The organism is Microcystis sp. LE19-8.1F (assembly GCF_027531715.1).
GTDB lineage: Bacteria > Cyanobacteriota > Cyanobacteriia > Cyanobacteriales > Microcystaceae > Microcystis > Microcystis wesenbergii_A.
This window is the reverse complement of sequence record NZ_JAPZSO010000204.1, coordinates 21,215-28,562: the sequence shown is the minus strand read 5'-3', so window position 1 is coordinate 28,562 and position 7,348 is coordinate 21,215. Positions and strand designations below refer to the sequence as shown.

General features: G+C 41.3%; 6 protein-coding genes. 4 read left to right on the top strand and 2 right to left on the bottom strand.

The annotated features are described in order from the left end of the window. Positions 1 to 155 precede the first annotated feature (155 nt). The gene (locus tag O9334_RS19425; protein ID WP_045360086.1) at positions 156 to 626 is read left to right on the top strand and encodes a hypothetical protein; all 471 of its coding nucleotides are present in this window, start codon (positions 156 to 158) and stop codon (positions 624 to 626) included. A 29-nt stretch (positions 627 to 655) separates the two neighbouring features. On the opposite strand, the gene O9334_RS19420 is transcribed toward O9334_RS19425, so the two are convergent. After that, on the bottom strand, positions 656 to 2,545 hold the full coding sequence (locus tag O9334_RS19420) for an ABC-F family ATP-binding cassette domain-containing protein (protein ID WP_288001925.1): 1,890 nt from the start codon (positions 2,543 to 2,545) through the stop codon (positions 656 to 658). A gap of 755 nt (positions 2,546 to 3,300) precedes the next feature. Then, positions 3,301 to 4,170, bottom strand: coding sequence for a bile acid:sodium symporter family protein (locus O9334_RS19415; RefSeq protein WP_045360089.1), 870 nt, complete (start codon positions 4,168 to 4,170; stop codon positions 3,301 to 3,303). Positions 4,171 to 5,058: 888 nt separating this feature from the next. Between O9334_RS19415 and O9334_RS19410 the strand changes: the two genes are divergently transcribed. From O9334_RS19410 to O9334_RS19400, 3 genes are all read left to right on the top strand, one after another. Beyond that, positions 5,059 to 5,265 carry a hypothetical protein gene (locus tag O9334_RS19410; RefSeq protein ID WP_045360093.1) on the top strand — a complete coding sequence of 69 codons (207 nt, stop codon included), beginning with the start codon at positions 5,059 to 5,061 and terminating at the stop codon, positions 5,263 to 5,265. A gap of 117 nt (positions 5,266 to 5,382) precedes the next feature. Then, positions 5,383 to 5,856, top strand: a complete 474-nt coding sequence (locus O9334_RS19405; RefSeq protein WP_045360095.1) for a CRR6 family NdhI maturation factor — start codon at positions 5,383 to 5,385, stop codon at positions 5,854 to 5,856. Positions 5,857 to 5,950: 94 nt separating this feature from the next. Beyond that, the gene (locus O9334_RS19400) at positions 5,951 to 7,159 is read left to right on the top strand and encodes a 4-hydroxy-3-methylbut-2-enyl diphosphate reductase (RefSeq protein WP_190381221.1); all 1,209 of its coding nucleotides are present in this window, start codon (positions 5,951 to 5,953) and stop codon (positions 7,157 to 7,159) included. Positions 7,160 to 7,348: the final 189 nt, after the last annotated feature.

The window sequence follows — 7,348 nt, the reverse complement described above, 5'->3', positions numbered from 1 at the left end:
CGGGAGACGGGAGACGGGAGACGGGAGACGGGAGACAGCTATTAGGGATCGGATTTGAGTTTTCAGTTCACTGTTTCCTCACACCAGAAGTCTGACGGAGTAGTGGCTTAGATGTGTAATTAATTTTGCTTAGGTACTTATAGTTCAGATTGACCATGAAAAAGATGATATTGACTTTACTATTAGCTTGGCTTTTAGTTGCTAACATGAATAGCCAAGGGGTTTTAGCGGTGACGATCGATTTTCAATGGTCGGGGGAAGGGGGCTATACAGCTAAAGGTTCTTTTAGTTATGATGAAAAAACGGCCCCGACTATCTTTTCGGAAAAAGGTTCGGGAAAAACGCAAGTTTTAGAAGATTTTCAGGTATCTTTTTATGATAACAGTGGTCAAGAGATCGCTAAATACGATAATGTCAGCGAGGGAATTTCCTCGGCTAATTATTTTCAGTTTAATTTTAATACCAAAACCGGTCAAGTTTTCGGCTCGATCGATCTAGGGGGTGAAGGGATGGGGGAAATCTATCTTCAAGGGGTGGTTAACGATAATTTGGCACTCTTGCGGGTGGAGTCGGCAGATCTGATCATGGATGAGGATGATTCACCGGAAATTATCACTCGGTTTTAACTAAATTGATCGGGAAAATAGGGATTATCCTAGCCTAATTTTTCCGCTAATTCTAACCAGCGATCGGTTAAATTATCAATTTTTTGACTCAATTGAGCTAATTCTTCGGTCAGAGCGGTTATTTTGGTAAAATCTTCTAGGGGTTCTCCATAAAGTACCTGTTCAATTTCAGCTTTTTTTGCTTCTAAAATTGGTATTTGTTTCTCGATATCTTCGTATTCTTTTTTCTCTTTAAAAGAGATTTTCTTATTGACGGGTGACGGAGAAGCTTTAACAGTTTTTGGGGTGACTTTTTTTTCTTTTGGTTCCTCCTCCTCTTTTTTCTGATCGAGATAAAGGGAATAATTACCCGGATATTGACGGATATTCCCCCCGGTTTCAAAGGCAAAAATAGTATCAACTACTCGATCGAGAAAATAGCGATCATGGGAAACGACAATCACACAACCGTTAAAGTCCTCTAAATATTCTTCTAAAATTGCTAACGTCTGCACATCGAGATCATTGGTGGGTTCATCTAAGATTAAAACATTAGGCGCACTCATCAACACTCGTAGTAAAAATAAGCGTCGTCTTTCTCCTCCAGAAAGTTTATAAATTGGTGCATACTGTTGATCGGGAGGAAAGAGAAATTTTTCTAACATCTGGGAAGCGGTGATAACGCTACCGTCTAGGGTTTTGACTAATTCGGCCACACTTTTCAGATATTCGATCACTCTTTGATTTTCGTTGATATTGAGATCATCGGATTGTTGATCGAAGTAACCAATATGAATAGTGGAACCGATGTCAACCGTGCCTGAATCGGGGAGAGTTTTCCCGGTAATAATGTCCATGAGAGTAGATTTTCCTACCCCATTACTGCCAATAATACCGATGCGATCTTCGGGAGTAAAAATATAGGTAAAATCTTTAATTAAAGTATGATCGCCGTAAGCTTTCGATATCTTTTCTACTTCAATAACTTTTTTGCCGATGCGTCTTCCTGCGGTGGCAATATCGACTTTTCCCTCCACCTGTTTAAATTCCTTAGTCCCCATTGCTTGAATGCGATCGATCCGCGCTTTTTGTTTGGTACTGCGCGCTTTTGGTCCCCGGGATAACCATTCTAATTCCCGTCGTAAAACTCCCGCGTGTTTGCGTTGACTACTGGCGATCGATTCTTCCGCTAAAGCTTTTTTTTCTAGATAATAGGCATAATTACCAGAATAAGTAGATAAATCTCCCCGATCGATTTCAATGATGCGATTAGTCACTCGATCGAGAAAATAGCGATCATGAGTAATTAATAATAATCCTCCTCGAAAACGGGACAAATAACTCTGTAACCACTCCACGGAAAGCGCGTCTAAATGGTTTGTGGGTTCATCCATCAATAAACAGTCAGGATCGGCTAAAAGTGCGGTAGCGATGGCGATTCTTTTGCGATATCCCCCCGATAAATCGCCCACGCGAGCATTAAAATTATCGATGCCCAGTTTACTTAAAATAACTTTAGCATTGGTTTCTAAATCCCAGGCGGCAAGTTGATCAATTTGTTGCGAAACCCTTGACAAACGTTCCATAATAGTATCCAGATTTTCTGGCTCATGGACAAGGCGATCGGACAATTCCTCGTATTCCTTGATTAAAGTCATACTTTCGCCACTATCGGCGAAAACCTGCTCTAAAACCGTTTTATCGTCGTCTAGATCGGGTTGCTGGGGTAAATAGACGATTTTCATCCCCGAATTGATTTGAATTTCGCCGCCATCGATCGCTTCTAATCCGGCGATCATTTTCAACAGGGTCGATTTTCCCGATCCATTCGTACCAATCAGGCCGACTTTATCGCGATCATCGAGACTAAAACTCGCATCTTTGAGAATTTCCTTGATACCGAAGTCTTTTTTGAGCGATCGAACCGTCAGCAGTGTCATGATTTCTGGGAATAATCCTTCTTTTCTATTGTAATGTCTAGACTAATGCAAGCGCTAGATTACGGCGTTTCCGATCAGTGGGAAATGTTCAGGCATCAAATAGGGTTGTCATACCTGAAATAAGCGCCTAGTAAAGTTTTTAGCACCTCGGCTGCCTAGAAAAGGTCAATCCCGACCAATCTTATAACTGTTTATGTGTGCCGATCTTTTGTACTAATGTAGTAGCAAACTCGGCTATTGAAGCGGGGAAGGGAAGGCTGCGAGGTGTAACCTATCCCTCTTCTGTTACTCTCGGGAACGGGAAAACAGAAATGACAAGTAAAAACGGATGACAACAGAGAATTTATCGATCGATTAAGTTGAGTATATAGAAAAGAAAAGTAATAAACCTCTTGCATAATTAATGTTTCAGGGTTCAAAAACGGCAAAAATAAGGATTAAATGGCATAAAATCTGTAAATAGATTATTTAATTGATTATTATTTATTCTTAATTCTCCTGACTACTGACTACTGGCTACTGACTCCGTTCGGCTGAGCTCACGGCCGAAGCCTAACCCTAACAACAATTTTTGATTTTCACAAGAGGTCTAATGAATTAATCGAGGAGTAAAGAAAACACAGAGCCAAGCTTTTAAGCGATTCAAGTAACCGAAAAACTCGGCCAATAATCGAATATTATTACTGAGTAATGTTTACTAATAACGGAAAAAGTATCCCGCTCCCTTCTCCCCATCACCCTATCACCCCATTTACCTATTTTACCAAAGCTGCTTTTTTGCGACCATAATAAACAGCAATAAAAGCGCTGACATACATCCATAAACTATAGACCATTGCGGGAATGGCTAGATCGGGATTCTTTAATAAACCGGCAGTGATAGCAATAGCTAAAGTGCCGCTTTGAATACCTACTTCAATTGCGATACAAATTCTTTGGGGAATAGTTAATTGAAATAAACGACCACTGAAAAACCCAATTAGGGAAGCAGTCGTGTTTAAAATGATCACTGCCAGGCCAGTTTGAGCGATAAATAAAGGTAAACGTTGCCATTCTCTCAGGATTAATAAGCAGATAATAACCGCTAGAAAAATCACGGCTAAACGATTAGTTATCGGTTCCAGACTTTTGGCCAGTAAAGGGAAGTAATGGCGGATAGTCATACCGATAATCATGGGTAAAACTATAATCAAAAATATCTGCGCCATAGTGGAACCAATGGGTAGGGAGATGGCGGCACTTTCACCCATAAAATGCTGGAGAATTAAACTAGCTAAAAAAGGTATTGTGAAAATGGTGATGATGCTACTAAAAGCCGTTAAAGTAACACAAAGGACCACATCTCCCTTAGCTAAATAGGTTAAAACATTGCAGGAAGGACTGCTGGGGCAAATAGCGATAATCATTAAACCGACGGCAATTTCTGGCTGGAGAGGCAAAAGAGAAGCAATAATAAAGCCGACGATCGGTAGAATAATAATTTGATTGACTAAACCGATCAGGACTGCTTTGGGATAACGGGTGATACGCTGAAAATCGGCGGGAATTAATCCTAATCCCATGCCTAACATTAAAACGCCTAGGGCAACGGGTAAGAGGATATTAGTAAAAAAGTCGGCCTGCATGGGATAAAAGCGGAGAAGATGCGCTTATTTTCCCATAAATTGACTAATTTATTCGTGTCCCTAGTTACCGATTTTGCTGACTAAAAAACCCCCAGTGTGCAGAGGGGGTTAAATTGTAGGAGAAATCCAATCATGAGGATTTTAGTCCAGTTTCCCTTGCCGCTCCGGGATGATATCCTAGTCATACTTCAGTTGCTTGGTGGCAACCATGGGATCACAGCCAGGGAACTGCTGATGCGACTGCCACTTTCGACATCAGCAATGCCTAGGAAATGTTGCCGCAGGACTTGCATCAAGAATAACGAGGGCAAATTTTCCTTCTAAATCCCACAATCCTTGAATTCCCTTCCATTGATAAATTGCTAGGGCGATCAAGGTGGTAGATTTTTGGTGGACGATAGGTGAATTTTCGCAGTGTTTTCCCTTCTAGATCGAGGGACAGTTTTTTGTCATCTAAGTTGTGTGTAAACATAGCAACCCTCCAGATCTCTACAGTTCTATTGTACCTTTATTCCTGGTTCGAGTGCCGGGGACTGTAATAATGTGTATTATTCGTCAGAGAAGACTCAACCGTTGTTTGTTTTAAATGTAGTCGCAAGTGTGAGCGGATTAATTTTCCTGAGCTTGTTCACCGATTCCCTCACCACGATTACCGGTTTACTCTTTGCTTCTTTGCGCGATCGAGTTCGAGGATTTCTCTAGGGTAAAGTAATTGATAAAGTAGCTAATTTCCCCGATATCACTCTCTTTGATAATCCCGATGGATTGAACTTAATTAAGTTAAGGGAAAAAGGGTTAAATCCTCTAAAATAATTATCCTGAGAATTGGTCATTTTTGAGAAACCGACTGCCTCCCCTGCTGCTAATGCAGAATAGGAAATCTAGCAAATGTTTCGCACTTTAGCCACCGATAAAATAACCATAGTAATTAGTCATCGATTAGCTCTTTGTCAAGCGGAACTGATGAGCAAACGAGGACAATATCACCCTAATAGTTATCAATCTAAAAAACCCGGTGTGCAAGGGAGGTTAAATTGTGGGAGAAATCCAACCTTGGGGATTTTAGTCCAGTTTCCCTCTCTCACTCCGGAGTGAGAGAATAGTCATACTTAGTTTTTTTGTCCCGATCGAGAGTATTTTCTGAGATAGATCATTGCCGATCTGGGGATAAAAAACCGTAATTTCGCCCGATATAACCTTTTATTTGCCCCTATGACTGTCAAAATCGCTCTTAACCCCAATCAGATTCAAAATCTCGATCTCTCATCCTTAGAGACTATTATTCAAGATTATCAGTCCCGATCAGCGATCGCCGAACTAGAACAAGCTCTACAATTAGAGATAGATTATCCTCGCGCAGAGGGTGATATGCGGGAATTATCGGAGATACCAGAAGTCAGGCTGTGGTTTCTGCGTTTAGATGCGGTTTATCCCTGGTTAATCTTTATTCTTGACCCAAAAAAGGGAGAAATCGCCCGTTATGCTGCTATGTTGGTCCCCCATCAATTCCATCGCGGGGAAGGAATTCAATATAACCCCGAAGCTTTAGAGATTTTTGTGATGCAAAAACTCTTTATTTTGTCTGATTGGCTGAAAAGTCAGCAAATTCCTGCTTTATCTCGCTTAAAATTTTTCGCTCAACAGTTTGGTTACGATATCGATGAGGAATTTCTCTCTAGTCTCTAAAGACCCCCTGCGCTGACTAGATAAGGTATTTTTAATATATGGCAAGCTACTGTCTCGCCCAATTTAGCGCCACCAATACCCCTATCAGAGAATCATGGATACAAAATCCTTTAAACGCACCCTACAGCAATCGGATAACTATAACCGCAAGGGATTCGGTCACAAAGAGGAAGTAATGGATGCGATGACCAATGAGTATCAAAGCGACCTGATCCAAGAAATTCGTGAAAATAATTATCGTTTACAACGGGGGGACGTGACGATCTATCTCGCTCAAGCTTTTGGTTTTTGTTGGGGGGTAGAACGCGCGGTCGCCATGGCCTACGAAACTCGTCAACATTTTCCCCAGGAACGTCTCTGGATTACTAACGAAATTATTCACAATCCCTCGGTTAATCAGCGTCTGCGCTCCATGGCTGTGGGTTTTATTCCGGTGGAAAATGGCCAAAAAGACTTTAGTGTGGTGGAATCGGGGGATGTGGTGATTTTACCCGCTTTTGGGGCTAGTGTCTCGGAAATGCAAATACTTAACGACAAGGGTTGCATGATTGTGGATACCACTTGTCCTTGGGTTTCTAAGGTGTGGAATTCCGTGGAAAAACACAAAAAAAGCGCCCACACTTCGATTATTCACGGGAAATATAATCACGAAGAAACGATCGCCACTAGCTCTTTTGCCGGCACTTATCTAATCGTTTTAAATTTGGCTCAAGCTAATGATGTCGCTAATTATATTCTCCACGGTGGCGATAAAAACGAGTTTTTAGAGAAGTTTAAAAATGCCCATTCCCAGGGTTTCGATCCCGATCGTGATCTAGATTATATCGGTATTGCCAATCAAACCACGATGCTGAAAAGTGAAACGGAGGAAATTGGCAAACTCTTCGAGCATACTATGTTGAGAAAGTACGGACCGATCGATTTTAAAGATCATTTCATGAGTTTTAATACCATCTGTGATGCCACTCAAGAGCGTCAAGATGCCATGTTTGAACTGGTGAAAGAACCGCTTTCTTTAATGGTGGTAATTGGCGGTTATAATTCCTCTAATACCACTCACCTACAGGAAATAGCGATCGAGCGTGCTATTCCCTCCTATCATATCGATAGTGCCGAGCGCATTCTCCCCGGTAATCGCATCGAACATAAACCTTTAGGTGGTGATTTAATCATCACCGATAACTGGTTAAATGAGGGAAAAATTATCGTCGGAGTGACTTCCGGTGCTTCCACTCCCGATAAGGTGGTAGAAGAGGTAATCGAGAAAATTTTTGCTCTCAAATCTTCTTTAGTCCCTGGTTAATTAGCCTAGGTGTGTTAGCCTTTGGCAATGGCTGCATCTCATATCACAAATAGGAGATGCAGCCGATATTTTTATCGATAAGATTGCTCAGAAACTGACGACCACAATCTTGACATTGACGTTAGAACCGTTGGATTCTTCTCGTTGAGTGTATCTCATATTTGCAGAAATACCGACAATCAGCAATTA